The following is a 20512-nucleotide window of genomic DNA, read 5'->3' as shown; positions in this document are numbered from 1 at the left end:
GCTAAGGCAATATGCCATTAGTGTTTTTGACGGGCCTTTTGCCAGGATGTCTGGTTCAATCGGGCTTCACGATTTTCTCAAAGGCAGGCTTACGCCATGGACATCTCTGGAAGCAGCGCGTTTTATTCGGGCCTGAGCAGCATTCAGACCGGGCAGAACCGTGTCGACCAGGCGGCCGGCAAGATTGCCAGCGCCGCGACCACCCAGCCATCGGCCGCGCAAAGCGACCGTCTGCAAGCCAATGACCGCGCCCAAGCGTCCAACTCGGCAAGCAACATGGTGGAAATGGCCCAGGGCAAGTTTCAAGTCGAGCTGGGGGCGAAAGTCGCCAAGGCTTCGGATGAAATGCTCGGTACCTTGATCGATACCTACGCCTGATCCCGTCCCACCCTGTAGGAGCGAGCTTGCTCGCGAAAAACGCCAACGATAACGCGTACCGCCTGGACTAGCACGGTGTGCTGATGTCCTTCGCGAGCAAGCTCGCCCCTACAAAAAACTTCATCTTTCCTAAAAGTTCTGTGTGGCATCCCGCCGCAGGCCTTAGCGTGCCTGACGCTGACCCGCCTCAAGACAAACGGCATCTGGCCGACGCTTGACAACCCTGGGTCGTAAACGTATGTTTCAAACACCTGTTTGACCGCCATAACAAATCCACGCGGTTGTTCATCCCAGCTACATCAGCAGAGGTTTATCGCTATGCCTGACTACAAGGCCCCCTTGCGTGATATTCGCTTCGTTCGTGACGAACTGCTCGGTTATGAAGCGCACTATCAGAGCCTGCCGGCTTGCCAGGACGCTACCCCGGACATGGTCGACGCCATCCTCGAAGAAGGCGCCAAGTTCTGTGAGCAAGTACTGGCACCCTTGAACCGCGTGGGCGACATCGAAGGGTGTACCTGGAGTGAGTCAGGCGTTAAAACCCCAGCAGGTTTCAAAGAAGCCTACAAACAATTCGTCGAAGGCGGCTGGCCAAGCCTGGCCCACGACGTGGAGCACGGTGGCCAAGGCCTGCCGGAATCCCTGGGCCTGGCTGTGAGCGAAATGGTCGGCGAAGCCAACTGGTCGTGGGGCATGTACCCTGGCCTGTCCCATGGCGCGATGAACACCATTTCCGAGCACGGCACCCCCGAGCAGCAAGACGCTTACCTGACCAAGCTGGTGTCGGGCGAATGGACCGGCACCATGTGCCTGACCGAGCCACACTGCGGCACCGACCTGGGCATGCTGCGCACCAAGGCCGAGCCTCAGGCTGACGGTTCCTACAAAGTCTCCGGTACCAAGATCTTCATCTCGGCCGGCGAACACGACATGGCCGACAACATCGTCCACATCGTACTGGCCCGCCTGCCGGACGCACCGGCTGGCACCAAAGGTATCTCGCTGTTTATCGTGCCCAAGTTCCTGCCCAACGCCGATGGTTCGGTGGGCGAGCGCAACGCGGTCACCTGTGGTTCCCTGGAACACAAGATGGGCATCCACGGCAACGCCACCTGCGTGATGAACTTCGACGCGGCCACCGGTTTCCTGATCGGCCCGGCGAACAAAGGCCTGAACTGCATGTTCACCTTTATGAACACCGCTCGCCTGGGCACCGCGCTGCAAGGCCTGGCCCACGCCGAGATCGGTTTCCAGGGCGGCTTGAAATATGCGCGTGATCGCCTGCAAATGCGCTCCCTGACCGGCCCGAAAGCACCGGACAAAGCCGCTGACCCGATCATCGTGCACCCTGACGTACGCCGCATGCTGCTGACCATGAAAGCCTTCGCCGAAGGTAACCGTGCGATGGTGTACTTCACCGCCAAGCAAGTGGACATCGTCAAGTACGGCACCGACGACGAAGCCAAGAAGCAGGCCGATGCCCTGTTGGCCTTCATGACCCCGATCGCCAAGGCGTTCATGACCGAAGTCGGTTTTGAATCGGCCAACCACGGCGTGCAGATCTACGGTGGCCACGGCTTTATCGCTGAGTGGGGCATGGAGCAGAACGTTCGCGACAGCCGCATTTCGATGCTGTACGAAGGCACCACCGGCATTCAGGCGCTGGACCTGCTCGGCCGTAAAGTGCTGATGACCCAAGGCGAAGCGCTCAAGGGCTTCACCAAGATCGTGCACAAGTTCTGCCAAGCCAACGAAGGCAACGAAGCGGTCAAAGAGTTCGTTGCACCGCTGGCGGCACTGAACAAAGAGTGGGGCGAGTTGACCATGAAGGTCGGCATGGCCGCGATGAAAGACCGTGAAGAAGTCGGCGCCGCTTCGGTGGACTACCTGATGTACTCCGGTTACGCGTGCCTGGCTTACTTCTGGGCCGACATGGCACGCCTGGCCGCCGAGAAACTGGCCGCTGGCACCAGCGAAGAGGCGTTCTACACCGCCAAATTGCAGACTGCGCGCTTCTACTTCCAGCGCATCCTGCCGCGTACCCGCACCCACGTGGCAACCATGCTGTCGGGCGCCAACAACCTGATGGACATGAAAGAAGAAGACTTCGGCCTGGCTTACTAAGCCTTACCGGGCTCTTCTAAAAACCGCCGCCTCCTTCGGGACGCGGCGGTTTTTTTGCACTCCTGTAGGAGCGAGCTTGCTCGCGAAGGTCGCTAACGATAATGCGGGCGGCCTGATTAAACGCGGTGCCGGTGACATTTTCGCGAGCAAGCTCGCTCCTACAGAAGGCGCGCATAAAAAACCGCAGTGATGCACTCAGGGATTGCGGTGAGCTGCCGTTACAGTGATGGCAATGTGATACATGCCCGGTCGGTTGTGCTTAACTGACCGCTTAGAGGCACAGTGCCATTATTTGTTTGCGGGTCGGAGTTTTACCCTTGTCACGCGTGTCCGCTGTACGTTTCAGCCATTTTCTCCCTTCGCTGCTGCTGTTGCTGGCCGGGCTTTCGGCTGCGTACGTCAAGGACCTCAGCGTCTTCTTCACCTCGCTGTTCAACGTGTTGCCCACCCTGGTCCTGTTGCTTGGCGGTGCCTATTGCGCGGTGTATCGACGCCAGCGTGAACTGTTCCTGATGGTCACGGTGTACGTCGCCTATTTCCTGCTGGATACCCAGACCGACTTCTACCGTGACAACGGCCGCGTGCGTGAAGACGCTGCGGTGGTGTTCCACCTGTGTTGCCTGCTGTTGCCCTTGCTGTTCAGCATCTATGCGCTGTGGCAGGAAAAGACCCATCTGTTCCGTGACTTCGTCGCCCGCTGCGCGGTGCTGCTGGCGGTGGGCAGTGTGGCGCTGGCCTTGGAGCAGAGTTTTCCCCAGGCCTTGCTGGGCTGGTTGGCGGAGATTCGCTGGCCGATGCTGCACGGCGCGTGGATGAGCCTGATCCAACTCTCGTACCCGATGTTCCTGATCGGCTTTCTCACTCTGGCCGCCCAATACTGGTACCAGCCGCGCCCGCTGCACGCCGCGCAACTGGTGGGGCTGCTGGGGATGTTCTGGATGTTGCCGCAAACGTTCATCTTGCCGTTCACCCTCAACATCATGTGCAGCCAGGTGATGCTGATGATCGCTGCGGGGGTGGCACACGAGGCGTATCAAATGGCGTTCCGTGATGAACTCACCGGCTTGCCGGGGCGCCGTGCGCTCAACGAGCGCATGCAGCGGCTGGGGCGTAACTATGTGCTGGCGATGAGCGACGTCGATCACTTCAAGCGTTTCAATGACACCCACGGCCACGACGTGGGCGACCAGGTGCTGCGCCTGGTGGCGAGCAAGCTGTCCAAGGTCAGCGGTGGTGGGCGGGCTTACCGTTACGGCGGTGAAGAGTTTGCCGTGGTGTTTGCCGGCAAGACTTTGGATGAGTGCATGCCGCACCTGGAGGAGATCCGCGAGATCATCGCCAGCTACGACATCAAGTTGCGCAACCCGGACCGCCCCCAGGACGACCATCAAGGCCGCCAACGCCGTGCGGGCAGCGGAGCATCCAGTGTGTCGGTGACGGTAAGCATCGGCGTGGCCGAGCGCCAGGCCGAGCAGCGTAGCCCCGACGAGGTGCTCAAGTCCGCCGACCAGGCGTTGTACGCCGCCAAGGGGGCGGGGCGTAATTGTGTGGTCGCGGCCGGGCAAACCCGCCGTGGCGCGGTGCGCATGCAAAGCGCTGCCGGTTGAGTAATGGCGCTGTATTCAGCAGCGCTACAGTGATTGTCCACGGCCATGGCCGGCAGTAGGTTAACCCTATCTGCTGCCGGAGACATTGCCATGCCTGAGTACAAAGCTCCCCTGCGCGACATGCGCTTTCTGATCGACACCGTATTCGATTTCCACGGCCACTATGCGGCCCTGGGCGCCACGGATGCCAGCCCGGACATGGTCAGTGCGATCCTCGAAGAAGGCGCCAGATTCTGTGAAAACGTACTCGCGCCGCTCAATCGCAGCGGCGATGAAGAGGGCTGCCATTTCGATAATGGCGTGGTGACCACGCCCAAAGGCTTCAAGCAAGCCTTTGCCCAGTATGTTGAGGGTGGCTGGCATGGCGTGGCGGCAGACCCGGCCTACGGTGGCCAGGGCCTGCCCCATTCCCTGGGCCTGGTGCTGAGCGAGATGATCGGCTCCAGCAACACCTCCTGGGGCATGTACCCGGGCCTGACCCACGGCGCGATGTCGGCCATCCACGCTCACGGCACCGACGAACAGAAAGCCACCTACCTGAGCAAACTCACCGCCGGCGAATGGACCGGCACCATGTGCCTGACCGAAGCCCACTGCGGCACCGACCTGGGCTTGATCAAGACACGCGCCGTGCCACAGGCGGACGGCAGTTACGCGGTCACCGGCAGCAAGATCTTCATCTCGGCCGGCGAGCACGACATGAGCGCCAATATCATCCACCTGGTGCTGGCCAAGCTGCCGGACGCGCCGGCGGGCACCAAGGGCATCTCATTGTTTATCGTGCCCAAGTTCCATGCCGACTCCGGCGAGCGCAATGCGGTGCACTGCGGCTCCATCGAACACAAGATGGGCATCAAGGCCTCGGCCACCTGCGTGTTGAACTTCGATGGCGCCAAGGGCTTTTTGATTGGCGAGGCGAACAAGGGCCTCAACTGCATGTTCACCATGATGAACCACGCGCGCCTGGGCACCGGCATGCAGGGCCTGTGCAACGGCGAGGCGAGCTTCCAGGGCGCGATCAAGTACGCCAACGACCGTTTGCAGATGCGCTCGCTGACCGGTGCCAAGGCCCCGGAGAAAGCCGCCGACCCGATCATCGTGCACGCCGATGTCCGTCGCATGTTGCTGACCATGAAAGCCTTCAACGAAGGCAACCGCGCCTTGACCTATTTCACCGCGCAACTGCTCGATACCGCGCACCTGGGCAGCGACGCCGGCCAACGCCAGGAAGCCGAGGACCTGTTGGCCTTCCTCACGCCGATCTGCAAAGCCTTCATGACCGAAACCGGCCTGGAGGTGACCAACCACGGCATGCAGGTATTCGGTGGCCATGGCTATATTCGTGAGTGGGGCATGGAGCAACTGGCCCGTGACGCACGTATCGCCCCGATCTATGAAGGCACCAACGGCATCCAGGCTCTGGACCTGCTCGGGCGCAAGGTATTGGGCAGCCAGGGCAAGTTGCTGCGTGGGTTTACCAAAATTGTGCATAAGTTCTGCGCGGCCAATGCCGAGCATGCGCAGCTCAAGGCCCATGTGACGCAGCTCAATGAGCTGAACCAGCAGTGGGGCGAGCTGACCCTGAAGGTCGGCACGGCGGCGATGAAAAACCCTGACGAAGTGGGCGCTGCGGCGATGGATTACCTGATGTACAGCGGTTACATCATCCTTGCCTACTTGTGGTTGCGCATGGCGATCGCGGCGCAAGCCCAGGATGACCCAGGGTTTGTCCAGGCGAAGCTTGCGACCTGCGACTTTTATTTCAAGCGCCTGTTGCCGCGTACGGCCATGCACCGTGCTGCGGTGGAGGCGGGGAGCGAATGCCTGATGAGCTTACCGGCGCAGGCCTTTGCACTGTAGAGGTCACTGATTGCTCGGGGTCAAAATGCGGGAGCGGGCTTGCCCGCGAATGCGCTGGTACAGTCAAAGATGTAGCGACTGACACGCCGCATTCGCGAGCAAGCCCGCTCCCACAATGGTTTGTATGTGACTTATAAATACTTAATGGTCACGAACGGACCCTATGTGTCTTAAAAGTTGTTCGGGTACACTCGACGCCTGTAAAACCGATCCTATCGAATCATTTTTCACGTTCTCACGAGGTTTGCCATGGCTGATTACAAAGCGCCGTTGCGTGATATGCGCTTCGTCCTCAACGAAGTTTTTGAGGTCGCTAATACTTGGGCCCAGTTACCGGCATTGGCAGACAGCGTTGACGCCGAAACTGTCGAGGCGATCCTGGAGGAGGCCGGCAAAGTCACCGCCAAATCCATCGCCCCACTCAGCCGCGGCGGCGATGAGCAAGGCTGCCATTGGGCAGGCGGCGCCGTCACGACGCCCGACGGTTTCCCCCAGGCCTACAGCACCTACGCCGAAGGCGGCTGGGTAGGCGTGGGCGGCGACCCGACCTACGGCGGCATGGGCATGCCCAAGGCGGTGTCGGCGCAGGTTGAAGAAATGATCAACTCGTCGAGCCTGGCCTTCGGCCTGTACCCGATGTTGACCTCCGGCGCCTGTGTCTCCATCAACACCCACGCCAGTGAAGCACTCAAGGCCACCTACCTGCCGAAGATGTATTCCGGTGAGTGGGCCGGTTCCATGTGCCTGACGGAAGCCCATGCCGGTACCGACCTGGGGATGATCCGCACCAAGGCCGAGCCTCAGGCGGACGGTTCCTACAAGGTCAGCGGCACCAAGATCTTCATCACCGGCGGCGAGCACGACCTCACCGACAACATCATCCACTTGGTGCTGGCCAAACTGCCGGACGCACCGGCCGGGCCCAAGGGCATCTCGCTGTTCCTGGTACCGAAGTTTTTGGTGAATGCCGATGGCAGCCTGGGTGCGCGTAACCCGGTGAACTGCGGTTCCATTGAGCACAAGATGGGCATCCAGGCCTCCGCCACCTGTGTGATGAACTTCGACGAAGCCGTGGGCTACTTGGTTGGTGAGCCCAACCGTGGCTTGGCGGCGATGTTCACCATGATGAACTATGAGCGACTGGGTGTTGGCATTCAGGGCTTGGCATCGGGCGAGCGCTCCTATCAGAACGCGATTGAATATGCCCGCGACCGTCTGCAAAGCCGTTCCCCGCTAGGCGCGCAGGCCAAGGACAAGCCGGCAGACCCGATCATCGTGCATCCGGATGTGCGTCGCATGTTGCTGACCATGAAGGCGGCGAACGAAGGCGGCCGGGCGTTCTCCACCTACGTGGCGACGCAGTTGGACATTGCCAAGTTCAGTGACGATGCCCAGGCCCGCGAGCGTGCCGATAACCTGGTGGCGTTGCTGACCCCGGTTGCCAAGGCGTTCCTCACCGACCTGGGCCTGGAAACCACCGTACTCGGCCAGCAGGTGTTTGGTGGCCACGGTTACATCCGCGAGTGGGGCCAGGAGCAACTGGTGCGTGACGTGCGCATCACCCAGATCTACGAAGGCACCAACGGCATTCAGGCCCTGGACCTGATGGGCCGCAAGATCGTCGGTAGCGGCGGTGCGTTCTATACCTTGTTCGCCGATGAGATCCGCCAGTTCATCGCCGCATCGGGCCCTGAGTTGGCCGAGTTCACCACGCCGCTGAGTGCGGCTGTGGATAACCTCGATGAGCTGACGGCCTGGGTGCTGGACCGCGCCAAGAGCAACGCCAATGAAATCGGCGCGGCCTCGGTGGAATACCTGCATGCGTTCGGCTACATGGCCTATGCCTATATGTGGGCGCGCATGGCCAAGGCGGCGTTGGGCAAAGAGGGTGAGGAGGATTTCTACGCCAGCAAACTGGGAACTGCACGCTTCTACTTTGCCCGTCTGTTGCCGCGTATCCACTCGTTGAGTGCGTCGGTAAAAGCCGGTAGCGAATCACTGTTCCTGATGGATGAAGCCCTGTTTTAAGGGCGCGGAGGGCGTGTAAGCATTCTCTTACATGACGTGCTGCTAATCGTCCTCTATCGCCACATTGGATCCACGGCTAATCTACTTCACATGGACGTCGCGCAGGAAGCGCAAAGCAACAACACGGACACGTAGGATTCTGCCAGGACGGCGGAGTGAAATGGATGTCAGGGAAACAGTCTGCAAAGCCCCGCTTCGGCGGGGTTTTCTTTTGCCCGCGAAAAAGTCAGGCGCTTGTCGGCGGAGCATTCATCACGTCTTCCAGCAGGGTGCGCAGCAACGCCACCGTCGCCTGCTGGCGTTGCACATCGCGGCATACCAGCCCGACTTTCAGCGCTACCCTGGGCTCGCTCAAGGGTTTCCACAGCAGCGCCTTGCTGTTGTGTTCGTCCTGGGAGCGCCCAGGCAGCACTGTCGCCAAGCGGGTGTGAGGCAGGCTGTCGAGAATGCCCACCATGGTATTGAGCTCCGCCTGCACTTGCGGGCGCCGCCCGAGGTTGGACAGTTGGCCTTGCCAGATCTGCCGAACCTGAAACTCTTCCCCCAGCAGCAACATCGGTAATTCGGCGGCTTGTTTGAGCGAGACTTTCTTGAACTCGCGCAAGGGGTGGTCTTCAGGAATCACTACCTTCAACTCGTCTTCATACAGCAGCACGCCATGCAGGCCCGGCTGGCGGGGTGGCAGGTAGCTGATGCCAATATCGAGTGAGCCATTGAGCAACCGCCGCTCAATCTCAAGCCCGGTCAGCTCGTAGATCTGCACCACTAGATGGGGCTGGGCTTTGCGCACGCGCTCAAGCATCTGTGGTACCAGGCTGGTGTGCACGGTTTGCAGCACGCCGATGGCCAGGGTGCGCATGGCTTGGCCCTTGAAATTGCGCAGCGCTTCCACGGCTTGCTGCATGCCATCAATCAGCGGCAATGCGTGGTTGTATAAGGTGTGGGCCGCCAGGGTCGGCAACAGGCGCTTGCTGCTGCGTTCGAACAGGCTGACGTCGAGGTTCTGTTCCAGTTGGCGAATCTGTTGCGACAGCGCTGGCTGGGAGATGGACAGACGCTCCGCGGCACGGCCTACGTGGCCTTCCTCATACACCGCGACGAAATAACGCAGTTGCTTGAAATCCATAAGGTTTGCTTATCGAAAAAGCTGGAAAATCGAAATGGCCGCTGGCCCCCGAGGCGCCTAGTCTAGCGCCTATTCGCAGGGCTTACAGGGCCGGATCGGACAATGAACAGCGTTTTTGTTGATAGCGTTTACATAGGCAAGGCAAAAAATCTGAAGGCCTCATTGGCAGGCGGCATCGACCAAGGTCAGGTTGCCAACGGAGGTGAAGTGTGAACTTGTTCCGTCGCTCTGCGCCGAGTCTGGATGACCTGGTTGTGCATGCCCCGCGTGCAGAGGTTTCCAGCCAGTGCCTGATGCCCACTGTGGCGCGCCCGCCCCAAGTATTTGTGCAGGGGCACGGCTCCTGGCTTTCGGACGCTGACGACCGCGCCTATCTGGATTTCAGTCAAGGCGGCGGCGCCAACAGCCTGGGCCACAGTCCCCAGGCCGTGCGCGACGCCATTGCCGAACAGATGCTCACCGTGATCAACCCCGGCCTGGGCTTGCACAACCGCGCGCAACTGGACCTCGTCGACCGTCTGTGCCACCACACCGGCAGCGACCAGGCCTATTTGCTCAACAGCGGTGCCGAAGCCTGTGAAGCGGCCATCAGGTTGGCACGCAAGTGGGGCCAACTGCATCGCGGTGGCGCTTACCACATCATCACCGTAAGCAACGGCTGTCATGGCCGTAGCTTGGGGGCGATGTCGGCGTCGGATGTGGCCTGCGAAAACCGTTTCGAACCGCAGTTGCCAGGTTTCAGCCAGGTGCCGTTCAACGATCTGCCGGCCCTGCATGCAGCGGTGGATGCGCAGACCGTCGCTATCATGCTGGAGCCGATACAAAGCGGCGGCGGTGTCATCCCCGCGACCGAACATTACCTCAAGGGCGTCGAACGCCTGTGTCGTGAGCTGGGGATCCTGCTGATCTTCGACGAAGTGCAAACCGGTGTGGGCCGCTGTGGCAGCTTGCTGGCCGAACAACAATACGGCGTGCGCGCCGACATCATTGCCCTGGGCAAAGGCCTCGGCGGTGGCGTGCCCCTGGCGGCGCTGCTGGCGCGTGGTACTGCCTGTTGCTTCGAACCGGGCGAGTTGGACGGTACGCATCATGGCAATGCGCTGATGGCATCTGCGGGTATCGCGGTACTCGACGCTGTATTGGCGAACGGCTTTCTCGAGCATCTGCGCGAATCCGGCTTGTACCTGGCAGAAGGCCTTGCCCGCCTGGCCTACCGTTACGACCATGGGCCCTTGCGCGGCAACGGGCTGCTTTGGGGCCTGACACTGTTGGACGATTGCGCCGCAGCAGTGGTCAAGGCCGCGCTGCACGAAGGTCTGATTCTCACCGCCTCACAACCTGACTGCCTGCGCTTTACCCCTGCGCTGAACATCAGCAAAACCCACATCGACGAAATGCTGCTGCGGCTTGCCCGCGCCTTTTCTCGGGTGCGCACCGCTCAAGTGCAATGCCGCAAGGGCATCGCCGTTTGACCCCAGTTTCCTGAACCGTCTCGCGGCATACGCGGCGCCTCCAGCCTGATTCTTTTGGCTGGGGGCGTTTTTTTGTCTGGGTAATTTCTGGTGTGAAAACGTTGATTGAGTCTCTCTGGAAACAGTGGTTTTTTAGCGGGCGTCGGCAAGGACTGCCGATGGGGTACGACGTGCTCGACTTTCAATCTATACCACTGGGTGGTATGTTTTTATGAGACTCAAGGAGTTTGTGGAGATACATCATGACCAAAAAGTATAAAAGCGAGGCGTTTGAGTCCATTCACGAGTCAGCCAAAGCGCTTCATGCTGTCGGCGCCATCAGCAAAACCACTCTGCGAGAATATGATGAGGCATGTTTATCCATGCCAGACCAAATCCCTGCCGAACAGATCAAGCAACTACGGGAAAGCAGCCATGTCAGCCAACCTGTATTCGCCCGCTACCTGAACACCAGCGCGTCCACGGTCAAAAAATGGGAGTCGGGAGAGAAACGGCCCAGTGGCATGGCGCTCAAGTTATTGAGCATCGTGCAAAAACATGGGCTGGAGATTCTGGCCTGAGATGGCCCAATGCCAGAATCCACTGAACCCTCACGAACCGCCAATGTCGATTAGCTACACGGCTCACACGAGCCGATTTTCTGGAGCTGACCCATGGACATCATTCGTATCATCATCGCCATTCTGCTGCCGCCATTGGGTGTGTTCCTGCAAGTAGGCTTCGGCGGTGCCTTCTGGCTGAATATCCTGCTGACCCTGTGCGGTTACTTCCCTGGCATCATCCACGCGGTGTACATCATCGCCAAGCGTTGAGGTCCTCAGCCTTTTGCAATGAGCCTTGAGTTGCGCTCATTGCGAAAGGCCAGTTGCTCGATGGTCTGGGTGGCCTGTTCGGCCTCTTCCCGCGCCTGAAGGATGATGCCGTGCTGCTCGGATTTGCTGCATACCGGGTCGGCGTTGCTGGCGTCACCGGTGAGCATGAAGGCCTGGCAACGGCAGCCGCCGAAGTCCTTTTCTTTTTCGTCGCATGAACGGCACGGCTCGGGCATCCAGTCGTAGCCACGAAAGCGATTGAAGCCAAATGAGTCGTACCAGATGTGCTGCATGCTGTGGTCGCGCACATTGGGAAACTGCACCGGCATCTGCCTTGCGCCGTGACAAGGCAGGGCGGTGCCGTCGGGTGTGACGGTCAGGAAGATGCTGCCCCAGCCGTTCATGCAGGCTTTGGGGCGCTCTTCGTAATAGTCCGGTGTCACGAAGATCAGCTTGCACGGGTGGCCTTCGGCTTCCAGCTTGGCGCGGTATTCATTGGTGATGCGTTCGGCGCGCACCAACTGCTCGCGGGTGGGCAGCAAGCCCACGCGATTGAGCTGCGCCCAACCGTAGAACTGGCAGGTGGCGAGCTCGACGAAATCCGCTTCCAGCGCAATGCACAGTTCGATGATGCGGTCGATCTTGTCGATATTGTGCCGATGGGTCACGAAGTTCAGCACCATCGGGTAGCCGTGGGCTTTTACCGCTCGGGCCATTTCCAGTTTTTGCGCGAAGGCTTTTTTCGAGCCGGCCAGCAGGTTGTTTACCTGCTCGTCACTGGCCTGGAAGCTGATCTGGATATGGTCCAGGCCGGCTTTCTTGAAGTCGCTGATTTTTTGCTCGGTGAGGCCAATGCCCGAGGTGATCAGGTTGGTGTAGAAACCCAGCTTGCGCGCCTCACCGATCAGTTCGGCCAGGTCCTGGCGCACCAGCGGCTCACCGCCGGAAAACCCTAGCTGCGCCGCGCCCATTTCACGGGCTTCGCGAAAAACCTTGATCCATTGTTCGGTGCTCAGCTCCTTGCCCTGCTCGGCGAAATCCAGCGGGTTGGAGCAATACGGGCACTGCAACGGGCAGCGATAGGTCAGCTCGGCCAGCAGCCACAGCGGCAGGCCGATGGCGGGCTTCTCAGGCAAGGGTGATCCAGTGCTCAGCACGGGCGACCTCCATGAATTGCTCGATGTCGTCACCCAGCTCCGGCACGCCGGGGAACTGCTTGTCCAGCTCGGCAATAATGGCCGCCACATCGCGCTCGCCGTCGATCAGGCCACCGATCAATGCGGCGCTGTCGTTGAGCTTGATCATGCCTTCGGGGTAGAGCAACACGTGGCCTTTTTGCGCCGGCTCGTATTGGAAGCGGTAGCCCGGGCGCCAGTTCGGGGTGTTGCTGCGATCAAAGCTCATAGGGTGATCCCTTTATGCCATACCCGCTGCTCGGTCACGCTGTGATAGGGCGGGCGTTTGAGTTCGTAGGCCATGCTCATGGCGTCCAGCATGCTCCACAGGATGTCCAGTTTGAACTGGAGAATTTCCAGCATGCGCTCCTGCCCCTCGCGGGTGGTGTAGTGCTGCAGGGTGATCGCCAAGCCGTGTTCCACATCGCGACGGGCCTGGCCCAGGCGTGTGCGGAAGTACTCGTAACCGGCCGGGTCGATCCACGGGTAATGCTGGGGCCAACTGTCGAGGCGCGACTGGTGGATTTGCGGCGCGAACAGCTCGGTCAGCGAGCTGCTGGCGGCTTCTTGCCAACTGGCGCGGCGGGCGAAGTTGACATAGGCGTCCACGGCGAAGCGCACGCCGGGTAGCACCAGCTCTTGAGAGCGCAATTGGTCGGGGTCCAGGCCCACAGCCTGGCCCAGGCGCAGCCAGGCTTCGATACCGCCGTCTTCACCGGGCGCGCCGTCATGGTCGAGCAGGCGCTGAATCCATTCGCGACGGATTTCACGGTCTGGGCAGTTGGCCAGGATCGCCGCGTCTTTCAGCGGGATATTCACCTGATAGTAGAAGCGATTGGCGACCCAGCCCTGGATCTGCTCACGGCTGGCGCGGCCTTCGTACATCGCCACATGGTAGGGGTGATGGATATGGTAGTAGGCGCCCTTGGCGCGCAGGGCCGCTTCGAACTCAGCCCTGCTCAACGGTGTGTCGGTCATTTCGATCGCTCCTACAATTCAATGCTCATGCCGTCGTAAGCCACTTCGACATTGCGCCGCACCAGCTCCGCTCGCTCGGGAGAGTCTTCATCGAGGATCGGGTTAGTGTTGTTGATGTGGATAAGCACTTTGCGCTGCTTGGGCAGTTGCTCCAGCACTTCAAGCATGCCGCCGGGGCCGTTCTGGGCCAGGTGGCCCATCTCACGCCCGGTGCGGGTGCCGACCCCACGGCGCTGCATCTCATCGTCGTCCCACATCGTGCCGTCGACCAGCAGGCAGTCACTGCCGGCCATGATATCCAACAGCGGCGCGTCGACCTTGCCCAGCCCAGGGGCGTAGAACAGTTTGCCGCCGGTGCGCAGGTCTTCGACGATCAGGCCGATGTTGTCACCGGGGTGAGGGTCGAAGCGGTGCGGCGAATAGGGCGGCGCGGCGCTGCGCAACGGCAGCGGGGTGAAGCGCAGGTTGGGGCAGGCCGGGATGGTGAAGCTGGCGTCCAGCTCGATGCGGTTCCAGGCCAGGCCACCATTCCAGTGGGTCAACATGGTGAACAACGGGAAGCCTGTGCTCAGGTCTTCGTGGACCATGTCGGTGCACCACACCTGATGCGGGCAGCCTTCGCGCAGGCTCAGCAGGCCGGTGGTGTGGTCGATCTGACTGTCCATCAGGATGATTGCGCTGATGCCGGTATCGCGCAGGGCGCGGCCCGGTTGCATGGGCGCAAAGCCCTGGAGTTGCGCGCGGATATCCGGCGAGGCATTGCAGAGCACCCAGTTCACGCCGTCGTCGGAGATCGCGATGGACGACTGGGTACGCGCGTGGGCCCGCAGGCTGCCATCACGAAAACCTGCGCAGTTCACGCAGTTGCAGTTCCACTGCGGGAAGCCACCGCCGGCGGCGGAACCTAGAATCTGGACAAACATGATCGCTCCATCAAGCACAGCTCAAAACAAAAACGCCCCGGGCGAACCGAGGCGTTGTATCACTCAGCCAATCAACGGCTGGCGAAGTACATGGTGACTTCGAAACCAATACGCAGATCAGTGTAAGCAGGTTTGGACCAGGTCATATTCTTACTCCTATCAAGGGATGGGACGTTCACTACCAAGTAATACATATAGTCCACCTCCCATTGGAGATGTTCAGATATTGCTGCGCAATGTTACGCAATTTTATTCAAGTTAGCGCTGTCTCGGTGGAGAAAGCCTGTTGCAGGGTTGGCAATGATCACGGCGCTGCTTGCCAGTCGTCGTTGATACGCGGTCCGTTGGCCACGCAGCGCCAGCCGCCTGCTGCGTCATTGAGTTGGTGCGCGGCGTGCTGCACATCCTCGCGTGTGCGCTGTTGAATCAACTGTTGAAGCTGATCCAGATAACCCGACGAATGACCTGCCAGGTGCGCATGCCAGAGCAACTCGGCAGCTTCGTTGATGGGCAGCGTCTGGGCCGAGAACTGCTGCGCGAGGGCCTGGTTACCCAAGTCGGGGCAGCGCTCGATCAACGACGGCAGTTGCCTCAGGAAGGCCTGCAACTGTTCGACGATGCCGTCCAGGGAAGTGCTGGGCGATTGCACCCCAAACAGCAGGCCGGTTTGGCCGTTGATTGGTCGGATGCCGCTGAACACGGCGTAGCCGATTTGCAGTTCGACTCTCAGGCGCTGGTAGAACGGCCCCTGGAGCACATGCGCGAGCAAGCGCCAGTTGGCTTCATCGGCGAGAGATCGCGTCGGTGCTGGGCAAAATAGCAGTAGCGCCGCCTCGCTGGATTCGGTGTTGACTGCGTGCCAGCGCTTTTGTCCGTCAAGGGCCTGAGGTGTGAAAGGCAGAGTTGCCGGTTGCCCAGGCAACCGGGCCGCTGCGGCTTTGATCGCCGCTTCACAGGTGGCGGGCAAGCCTGTGACCAGCCCCTGCCAGCGTGCTGTGGCCCAGGACGCTGTCGTCCCCTGAGGCTCGGGTTGAACACCGGCACAGCAAGCAGGCAACGCCTTGAGCAGTTCCCGGATGGCGATCATCGGCGCGGGAGCGGGCGACGGTTCATCCGAGCCACTCAGGCACCGCGCCAACGCTTCGAGCACCGCCGGCATGGGGTCGTGGAGGCCGTACATCTTCACCTGCCAGTCAGTGGCGATCGTTTCGCAAGACAACTCGACGCCCGCCTGCCGTGCCTGTTCGCACAACGGCCGCAAGAGGCTTTCCAGCCCGGTGGGTACCGCCGAGTCAAACCGCCAGTGCAGGTACAGCGCACCTTCGTCCGTGTCATCCGTCAACGCCTGGCTGAAGGTCAGCGCCGACAGCTCCCGTCGGCCCCGTGAGCGATCCTGGGCAAAGGTACGCAAGCCACGATGGGCGCTGGTTTGGCCGCGAATCAGGCCGGCGCGTTCTTCCTTGGCGGGCGCACGAAGCAAAGGATTGTTAGGCGGCAGTTGCCAAGGGTGCCGGGAGGCGGGCAGGTGCAGTGAATCGAGCATGGCCTTGAGGGCAGCGGCGCCTTGTTCCGATAGGTCGTGGGCGTCGTTGCGCGCCAAGGCCAGGGCGCCTTGGACCTGTTGCTGGCGAGCATTGAGCAAGGCGAATTCTTCGCGTAACGCTGTCCAGTCGCTGTGTGCGAAGAAACTCAGCCAGTCGTGCAGTAACTCTTCGATCTGCGTGGCCGGTTCGCGCTCGCTGCCGAGAGTGAAGTGGATATCCAGCACGGCTTGATCCGCAAACTGGTACAGCACGGACGCCTGCAGCGCGATGGCCAGTCGTTGTGCTTGCAGTTCGGCGAACAGCCCGCCGGGGGCCGAGGCGTTGAGCCAGGTGCAGAGGAACGCCAGCGCTTCCCGAGGCGCGTTACAGGTAATGACTTGATGCAGGTGTTGGTCGGCGACGTGTTGATAGCGGCGTGCCGAGCCTTGCATCAAGGCCGGTGGAGCGGCCTGCGGGTGCAATGGCCCGGGTGTCAGTTGGTCACTGAACTGCTGGGCTATGGCCTGCAGGTCGGCCAGCGATTGTGGACCGGCGAGGCTCAAGGTCATCTGTCCGCTTTGATAAAAGCGTGCGTGGAACCCTCGCAAGGCATGCTGAAAGTCGTCGCTTTCCACCGGCAGGCTGTCGCGGTTGCCGGCATGAAAACCGCGCAGGGGATGATCCGCCGCCAAGCCTTGCAGCAGCGTCACTTGCTGTTGGGCCTTGGCATCCTGGGACCAGGCGATGAACTCCGCCTCCAGCACTTCGCGTTCACGTTGTTGATCGTCGAGGGCCAGGCGCGGGTGAGCCAGCATATCCGCCAAACGCGCCAGCCCGTCTGCAAAAACCGGCACCGGCAGTTCAAAGAAGAACTCGGTGGTGCGCTCACGGGTGCTGGCGTTGACCTGCCCACCGTGGCGCTGCACGTAGGCCATCAGCCCTTCGCCGGCTGGAAAACGCTCTGTACCGAGAAACACCAAGTGCTCAAGAAAATGCGCCAGCCCAGGCCAGGCCAATGGCACGTCATGGCTGCCGGCAGCCACCTGTAAAACGGCGGCGCAGCGCTTCAAGCGTGGCGCATGGCGCAGGCAAACCCGCAGGCCATTGGCGAGGGTCAGGTGAACGGGATGAGGGTGAACCGGCGCAGGCATGGGCACTTCCGAGGCGTGGGAAGTGCCTATGCTAGCAAACCCAATGGGTCAGGGCTTGTGCAGTGCACCGTAGAGTTCGGCGCGACGGTCTTGCAGGTAGTGGTTGGCGGCTCGGGCGTCGAATATCGATTGGCGCTCCAGGGTGCCGACGATCAAGGCTTCATCCAGGCCGGCCTGGGCAATTCGCTGGCCGTCCGGCGCGGCAATGCTGCTTTGCCCGCAGTAGTGAATCTCGCCTTCGTGCCCGCAGTAGTTGGCATAGGCCACGAAACATTGGTTTTCAAAGGCGCGCGCCCGTACGGTGACGTCGGCAACAAAGTCGAACGGCACCATATTGGCGGTGGGCACCAGGATCAGTTCGGCACCGGCCAGGGCCAGGCGCCGGGTGTTTTCCGGAAACTCCAGGTCGTAGCAAATCAGCATGCCCACCTTCCACCCGTTCAATTCCACCACCGGGAAATCATCGGGGCCGGCGCTGAACATCGAGTGATCAAGATCGCCAAACAGGTGGGTCTTACGGTAGTTGCACAGGCGCTTGCCGTGGGCGTCGATCAACTGCACGGCGTTGTAGATCTGGCCGTCCTCGGCCCGCTCCGGGTAGCCATACAGAATCGCCAGCCCGGCACCTTGCGCCAGTTCGGCAATTGCCTGCGCCGACGGCCCATCCTGTGCCTCGGCCAGTGCGCCAACGGCTTCGGCGCCAATGTTATAGCCGCTGAGGAACATCTCTGGCAGCACCAGCACATCGGCGCCGTGTGCCTCGTGGGCCAACCGGTGCAGGCGCTGCAGGTTAGCGGCCACATCCAGCGGCAGTGGCGGGCATTGGTACAAGGCGACACGCATGCTCAACTCCTTATTCTGCCAGGGCGATGGGCCCTATTTCATCGAACACGTCGCCCGGGCCTGGGTTCTGCGGGTGGGTGCTGCCTCCGAAGTGGTTCATGATCCCCCACACCGCGTTGAGCGAGGTTTGTACCGCGCCTTCGACCCAGGCAGGCGTCCACGATACATCATCACCGGCGATGAAGATCCCGCGTTGTTCGGCAGGCATATCCTTTTGCATGAAGTGCGCATACATCCGCTGGTTGTAGCGATAGTGGCCGGGCAAGGCGCCTTTGAAAGCCCCGAGGAAATGCGGATCGGCCTCCCAGGATACGGTGATCGGGTCGCCGATGATGCGCGCCTTGATGTCGACTTTGGGGTAGATCTTCTTCAGTGCATCGAGGGCCAGTTTCACCCGCTTGTCGATAGGCTGGGGCAGCATCTTCAGCGCGTCGCTCATCCACGAGTAGGACAGGCAGATCACCCCCGGCTTGTCGTCGCCGTTATCGAACAGGTAGGTGCCACGGGTCAGGCGGTCGGTGAGGGTCATGCTCATCAGGTCGCGACCGGTTTGTGGGTCTTTGTCTTTCCAGAATGGGCGGTCAACCATCACGAAGGTTTTCGAGGACTGCATGTAGCGAGTACGATCCAGGGCCATCCACATTTTTTGTGAGAACAGGGTTTCATCGCATTCGATCTGGGTGGTCAGCAGCCAGCTTTGGCAGGTGGTCAGCACCGCCGCGTATTCGCGGGTGTCGCCGTAGTTGTCGGTAACGGCGAAACGGCCATCGGCGGCGTGGGCGATGCGCTTCACGCCGGCCCGTGGCGCACCTCTATGCAGCGAGCTCAGGCTGGTACCGGCCGGCCAGTGAGCGCAGCGTTCCGGCACATGGCGCCAGATGCCCATGGGCACTTGGGCCACGCCACCGACGATCAGGTGTTGATGATCATCGCAGTTGGTCATCACCACACGGAAGATTTCCAGCATGGAGTTGGGGAAGTCAGAGTCCCAGCCGCCGGTACCGAAACCGACCTGGCCAAACACCTCGCGGTGGTGGAACGACAATTTGGCGAAGGCTTTGGAGGTGGCGACGAAGTCGTAGAAGGTACGGTCATCCCACAGCGGCACGAGCTTGTTCCACAGCTCCTTGAGCCGCGGCACGTCGCGGTCGCGGATCGCCTGCTGGATATCGCCGAACTGTGAACCGGCTTCCAGAGCGTCGGCCCAGGCATCGGCCACTTCCTGGAACAGAGCAGGCAAGTCGGCGAGTTTTTGCGCGTAGTGAGTCTGGCCTTCCAGATCGATCACAGTGCTGCCGGACGCCGGCGTCAGCGGGTTGGGAAAGGGCTTGGTCTCCAGTCCCAGTTTGTCCACGTAATGGTAGAACGCCGTGGACGACACCGGGAACCGCATGCCGCCCAGCTCGGCGATGATGCCTTCGGCGCCTTCAAAGGCCTGCGAGCGCAAGCGGCCACCCATCTTCGAGGCTTCATACACCACTGGCTTGAGCCCGAGCTTCATCAGCTCGTAGGCCGCAACCAGGCCCGCGATCCCGGCTCCCACAATTGCCACTTCGGCGCCGTGATTAACCGTAGGAATACTGCCCAGCCCGGCGGGGTGTTCGATCCAGTCATCAAAGGCAAACGGGAAATCCGGGCCGAAGATAGTGATGGGTTTCTTGCCGTCGCCCGGGTGGCGATTAGGCTTGCTGAGGGTGCTGGACGGAATGCTCATGGCTGACCTTACTGACGGCTCGGCGGGAGGAGGGCCCGTTGAGTATAGGAAAAGATGGCAGCCAGTTTAGGGAGCGTTGCGCTCGTTAATAAGACGCAATGTGTCGTCGTATTGCATTAGTTTTAGTCAATATGACGAGAATCGCGATCAGATTGGTTGTCCGCGATCCAGTTTGTTACTGAGGATGATCGAGGTGGTGGTTTTCTCCACGCCGTCGACACTGCCGATCTGGTCCAGCAATTGGTCCAGTTGCTCCGGCGAATCGGTGCGCAGCCACGCCACGTAATCGAACTCCCCACTCACCGCGCACAACTGCTGCACTTGCGCCATGGCGCTCAGCCTGCGCAACACCTCTTTGCCTGAGCGTGGTTGCACGGTAATGCCCACATAAGCCTGCAACCCACCATCCGCAACGCGCTGGCCCAGGCGCACGCCGTAACCGGTGATGACCTGGGTTTTCTCCAGGCGTGCCAGACGCGACGTGACGGTGGTACGCGCGATGCCCAACTGCCGAGCGAGCATGGCCACGCTTTCACGGGCGTTGAGCTGCAGGGCGGCGATCAGTTGGCGGTCGATTTCGTCTAGGGCGGGCAAGGGGGAGCTCCAGTGCGAGAGGGCAGTGAGCAGGCATGTTACAGGCTTGGCCCTGCGGAAAAAATCACTCGGCCAGATACGCAAAAGCCGCGCAATGCGCGGCTTTCTTGTGTGGTGGGCCCAGTAGGACTCGAACCTACGACCAAGGGATTATGAGTCCCCTGCTCTAACCAACTGAGCTATAGGCCCTCAGTAGGTCGCGGA

At 60.9% G+C, this 20512-nt stretch carries 18 protein-coding genes and 1 tRNA gene; 8 read left to right on the top strand and 11 right to left on the bottom strand.

The window, feature by feature from the left end:
- The first annotated feature begins 96 nt into the window (after positions 1 to 96).
- The 5 genes from A7K61_RS08610 to A7K61_RS08585 all read left to right on the top strand — a co-directional run bounded on the left by A7K61_RS08610 (position 97) and on the right by A7K61_RS08585 (position 7997).
- A complete protein-coding gene (locus A7K61_RS08610) occupies positions 97 to 378 on the top strand; it encodes a hypothetical protein (RefSeq protein WP_044271747.1) in 282 nt (93 codons plus the stop codon).
- A 318-nt stretch (positions 379 to 696) separates the two neighbouring features.
- Positions 697 to 2502 (top strand): phenylacyl-CoA dehydrogenase, encoded by a 1806-nt coding sequence (locus tag A7K61_RS08600; RefSeq protein WP_020302163.1) that lies wholly within the window; start codon positions 697 to 699, stop codon positions 2500 to 2502.
- A 317-nt stretch (positions 2503 to 2819) separates the two neighbouring features.
- Positions 2820 to 4109 (top strand): diguanylate cyclase, encoded by a 1290-nt coding sequence (locus A7K61_RS08595; RefSeq protein ID WP_069557410.1) that lies wholly within the window; start codon positions 2820 to 2822, stop codon positions 4107 to 4109.
- Between the two features lie 90 nt (positions 4110 to 4199).
- Positions 4200 to 5969 carry an acyl-CoA dehydrogenase C-terminal domain-containing protein gene (locus A7K61_RS08590; protein WP_069557409.1) on the top strand — a complete coding sequence of 590 codons (1770 nt, stop codon included), beginning with the start codon at positions 4200 to 4202 and terminating at the stop codon, positions 5967 to 5969.
- A gap of 249 nt (positions 5970 to 6218) precedes the next feature.
- Positions 6219 to 7997: an acyl-CoA dehydrogenase C-terminal domain-containing protein gene (locus A7K61_RS08585; protein ID WP_044271741.1), complete on the top strand. Its 1779-nt coding sequence runs from the start codon at positions 6219 to 6221 to the stop codon at positions 7995 to 7997.
- Positions 7998 to 8223: 226 nt separating this feature from the next.
- Here the strand turns inward: A7K61_RS08585 and A7K61_RS08580 are convergent, their stop codons facing one another.
- Entirely contained in the window at positions 8224 to 9123 is a 900-nt protein-coding gene (locus tag A7K61_RS08580) for a LysR family transcriptional regulator (RefSeq protein WP_069557408.1), read from the bottom strand.
- A 209-nt stretch (positions 9124 to 9332) separates the two neighbouring features.
- On the opposite strand from A7K61_RS08580, the gene A7K61_RS08575 reads away from it, so the two are divergent.
- From A7K61_RS08575 to A7K61_RS08565, 3 genes are all read left to right on the top strand, one after another.
- A complete protein-coding gene (locus A7K61_RS08575; protein WP_069557407.1) occupies positions 9333 to 10595 on the top strand; it encodes an aspartate aminotransferase family protein in 1263 nt (420 codons plus the stop codon).
- A 242-nt stretch (positions 10596 to 10837) separates the two neighbouring features.
- Positions 10838 to 11155, top strand: a complete 318-nt coding sequence (locus tag A7K61_RS08570; RefSeq protein WP_034133912.1) for a DNA-binding transcriptional regulator — start codon at positions 10838 to 10840, stop codon at positions 11153 to 11155.
- A 93-nt stretch (positions 11156 to 11248) separates the two neighbouring features.
- Positions 11249 to 11407, top strand: coding sequence for a YqaE/Pmp3 family membrane protein (locus A7K61_RS08565; protein WP_003194776.1), 159 nt, complete (start codon positions 11249 to 11251; stop codon positions 11405 to 11407).
- Positions 11408 to 11412: 5 nt separating this feature from the next.
- Here A7K61_RS08565 and pqqE read toward each other — a convergent pair whose 3' ends face one another.
- The 10 genes from pqqE to A7K61_RS08520 form a co-directional block, all read right to left on the bottom strand.
- A complete protein-coding gene (pqqE, locus tag A7K61_RS08560) occupies positions 11413 to 12543 on the bottom strand; it encodes a pyrroloquinoline quinone biosynthesis protein PqqE (protein WP_019817403.1) in 1131 nt (376 codons plus the stop codon).
- Positions 12536 to 12811 carry a pyrroloquinoline quinone biosynthesis peptide chaperone PqqD gene (gene pqqD, locus A7K61_RS08555; RefSeq protein WP_047711928.1) on the bottom strand — a complete coding sequence of 92 codons (276 nt, stop codon included), beginning with the start codon at positions 12809 to 12811 and terminating at the stop codon, positions 12536 to 12538. Before pqqD ends, pqqE begins: the two co-directional genes overlap by 8 nt.
- Positions 12808 to 13560 (bottom strand): pyrroloquinoline-quinone synthase PqqC, encoded by a 753-nt coding sequence (pqqC, locus tag A7K61_RS08550; RefSeq protein ID WP_047711927.1) that lies wholly within the window; start codon positions 13558 to 13560, stop codon positions 12808 to 12810. Before pqqC ends, pqqD begins: the two co-directional genes overlap by 4 nt.
- An 11-nt stretch (positions 13561 to 13571) precedes the next feature.
- Positions 13572 to 14483 carry a pyrroloquinoline quinone biosynthesis protein PqqB gene (gene pqqB / locus A7K61_RS08545; protein ID WP_014720194.1) on the bottom strand — a complete coding sequence of 304 codons (912 nt, stop codon included), beginning with the start codon at positions 14481 to 14483 and terminating at the stop codon, positions 13572 to 13574.
- A gap of 71 nt (positions 14484 to 14554) precedes the next feature.
- Positions 14555 to 14629, bottom strand: a complete 75-nt coding sequence (gene pqqA, locus A7K61_RS31100) for a pyrroloquinoline quinone precursor peptide PqqA (RefSeq protein WP_003194766.1) — start codon at positions 14627 to 14629, stop codon at positions 14555 to 14557.
- A gap of 158 nt (positions 14630 to 14787) precedes the next feature.
- On the bottom strand, positions 14788 to 17157 hold the full coding sequence (gene pqqF, locus A7K61_RS08540) for a pyrroloquinoline quinone biosynthesis protein PqqF (protein WP_083263066.1): 2370 nt from the start codon (positions 17155 to 17157) through the stop codon (positions 14788 to 14790).
- A gap of 48 nt (positions 17158 to 17205) precedes the next feature.
- Positions 17206 to 18000 (bottom strand): carbon-nitrogen hydrolase family protein, encoded by a 795-nt coding sequence (locus A7K61_RS08535; RefSeq protein ID WP_047711926.1) that lies wholly within the window; start codon positions 17998 to 18000, stop codon positions 17206 to 17208.
- A gap of 10 nt (positions 18001 to 18010) precedes the next feature.
- The gene (locus tag A7K61_RS08530) at positions 18011 to 19714 is read right to left on the bottom strand and encodes an NAD(P)/FAD-dependent oxidoreductase (protein ID WP_069557406.1); all 1704 of its coding nucleotides are present in this window, start codon (positions 19712 to 19714) and stop codon (positions 18011 to 18013) included.
- 147 nt (positions 19715 to 19861) lie between these two features.
- Positions 19862 to 20308 (bottom strand): Lrp/AsnC family transcriptional regulator, encoded by a 447-nt coding sequence (locus A7K61_RS08525; protein ID WP_003194755.1) that lies wholly within the window; start codon positions 20306 to 20308, stop codon positions 19862 to 19864.
- A 112-nt stretch (positions 20309 to 20420) separates the two neighbouring features.
- Positions 20421 to 20497 (bottom strand) — tRNA-Ile (locus A7K61_RS08520).
- Between the last annotated feature and the right edge of the window lie 15 nt (positions 20498 to 20512).

Source organism: Pseudomonas sp. AP42 (assembly GCF_001728935.1).
GTDB classification, from domain to species: domain Bacteria; phylum Pseudomonadota; class Gammaproteobacteria; order Pseudomonadales; family Pseudomonadaceae; genus Aquipseudomonas; species Aquipseudomonas lactis.
The sequence above is the reverse complement of the archived record's forward strand: the minus strand, read 5'-3'. Positions and strand labels throughout refer to the sequence as shown.